Genomic DNA, 2,127 nt, shown 5'->3' with positions numbered 1-2,127 from the left:
CCGGCAGGATCAAACAAGAGGCGGCTGGCCACTGCCGGCATCCTCATCTGCCGCTCTCCGATCGCCATCTCCGGGGAGCCTGCACGCTGGCGCGTTCTGGTGTGTCGAACGGATCTAGGCTTATGGGTGTGGACGTGGACGACTTTTGGACCTTCATCGAGCTATCGCGCCACGCAGGGCCGACCCAGCGGGAGCGTGAGACCTTCCTGGGGGACCGACTCGGCCGGATCTCCCGCCACCACCTGCTCGACTTCGTCCAGCACCTGTCTGCCACCCGCGAGCCGGCCAACACGTATCAGCTATGGCGAGCCGCGGACATCATCATGACCGCGCCCTGCAGCATGGACTCCTTCCACTACTTCCAGATGTGGCTCGTCGGCCTGGGCCGGCACGCCTACGAGGCGGCGATCATGGATCCCGACAGCCTGGCCGGTGTACCGGAGGTCGTTCGGCTGGCGTCTCTTCCCCGGCCATGGCAGAACGAGGACTACCCGGACTGGGAGTCGCTGGAGTATGTGGCGTGCGAGATCGGCGAACTCCGGCCCGACATCGACGGCGACATCCGCGATGTGGTCACCGAGGAACGCCACGTCCGTCTGCGTATGGACCCCAACCCGGACGACGTCCAATGGGCATGCCTGTCTACAGCCGAGATCGCCCGCCGGTACCCCCGGTTGTGGAAGCTGTTCGGCGAGGCCTGGACCGAATAGAACCGGACCCCAGCGAGAGCCAGTCCGGACATCACCTATCCACAGCGGTCTCTGCACGCGCTTGCCGACAGAATTCTTGGTCCAGTATCCGGTAGCCGCAACCTGAGCGCTACACAGCGTCCTCGTCCTCGTCCTCGTCGTCGGGGGTGGAGAACAGCAGCATGTCCGCGACGAAGCAGGTCACGGCACCAGTGGTGTCGTAGCCGATCCAGGTGGGATAGGTGCCGTCGCCCCAGCCGCTGGACCAGGCGACCATGTCTCCCGAACCGATCGTGCGGTAGCGCGGCTCGACCAGACCGCCGAGGGTACGCCACACGTCCTGCATCCGGTCGATGGAGCCCGCGTCGACGAAGCAAGCCATGCCGGCGTCCACGCCGAAGCCGAAGAACTCCCGGTATCCCAGATCGATTGGTTCCTGGCCGTCGCGCAGCGCAAGCGCCCATCGCACGGCCGGACGGGCGCCGACCTCGAGGCGGGCAGCGGTGACCCGGCTGTGGCGGGGGTCGTCGGCGAAGGTCGCGAGACTGACCGAGACCGGATACGACCCAGGCGGCACGGTGACGCTGAACGGCTTGGCGCCGAGGTCCAACGAGGAGGGATCAGCGGCGATCAGACGGCCGGAGGGCAGGCGCAGCTGCCCGGCGGTGTGGACCGACAGGCGAAGCTCCCGGTCGTAGCACTCGACCTGCGCACCGGAGGTGAACAGGACCTCGACGCCGTCCGGCTGCAACGGCCGGGGCGGCCGCCATGGCGGGCGAGTTGCGGTACGTACCGGCAGCGAATGCCAGACCGCGTCGACGATCTCAACGGGCGCGTCCCCGCCCAGACCCGGCAAATCCTGCCATCGGCCGAAGTCTGGAATCGGCAGCCGAGGCGGTGGCTGTTCCGAGCGGGACTCATGCCGTGCACCCAGGTCACCGCGCGGCTCGATGACGTCGGTGCGCTCGCCGGAGAGACGGTACGTGGTAGACGTCCGGGCCGCGACATGCGGATACTCGTACTCGCCCACCCCGGGCGGGCCGACCCAGGTGAAGGCCCGGCACAGGAACAGTTCGCCGTCGGCCGCGCCGCGCAGCACGTGCCTCGACACCTGCCGGCCAGCGGTGTCGAAGCGCGACACGCAGCAGTATCCGTCGACCCAGGACAGATCCAGCACCGCATACCGCCGACCGTCGAGCAACAGCACGACGGTGTACGGCTCACCGGCCGCATCGCGGGCCTGCGCAACGGTTGCGGTCAGCGGGTTGACCACACCGCCGTCCCACCCGTCGCAATACACCGCCTCAAACCTCGGCACCACGGCGACGACCATACAGGCCCTTACCATCTGCCAAGGCCAACCGAATCGGCTGCGCGCACATCTGCCGCCGACCGTGCGCGCAGGGTCGGCGACGTCCGTCACGCCGTGTGACGCGGG

General features: G+C 68.0%; 2 protein-coding genes. One reads left to right on the top strand and one right to left on the bottom strand.

Annotated elements, in window-relative coordinates; all coding sequences use genetic code 11:
• Positions 1-710: DUF4240 domain-containing protein (locus ABZS66_RS61430; protein WP_354774206.1), on the top strand; the 710-nt coding region annotated here is incomplete at its 5' end.
• Positions 711-819: 109 nt separating this feature from the next.
• On the opposite strand, the gene ABZS66_RS61425 is transcribed toward ABZS66_RS61430, so the two are convergent.
• Positions 820-2,022 (bottom strand): DUF4241 domain-containing protein, encoded by a 1,203-nt coding sequence (locus tag ABZS66_RS61425; RefSeq protein WP_354774204.1) that lies wholly within the window; start codon positions 2,020-2,022, stop codon positions 820-822.
• Positions 2,023-2,127: the final 105 nt, after the last annotated feature.

It is taken from the genome of Dactylosporangium sp. NPDC005572 (assembly GCF_040605515.1).
Classification (GTDB): Bacteria; Actinomycetota; Actinomycetes; order Mycobacteriales; family Micromonosporaceae; genus Dactylosporangium.
The sequence above is the reverse complement of the archived record's forward strand: the minus strand, read 5'-3'. Positions and strand labels throughout refer to the sequence as shown.

Excerpts from the sequence above, each read along its gene's own strand:
- ABZS66_RS61425 (WP_354774204.1), bottom strand. The coding sequence starts at position 2,022 with ATGGTCGTCGCCGTGGTGCCGAGGTTTGAGGCGGTGTATTGCGACGGG.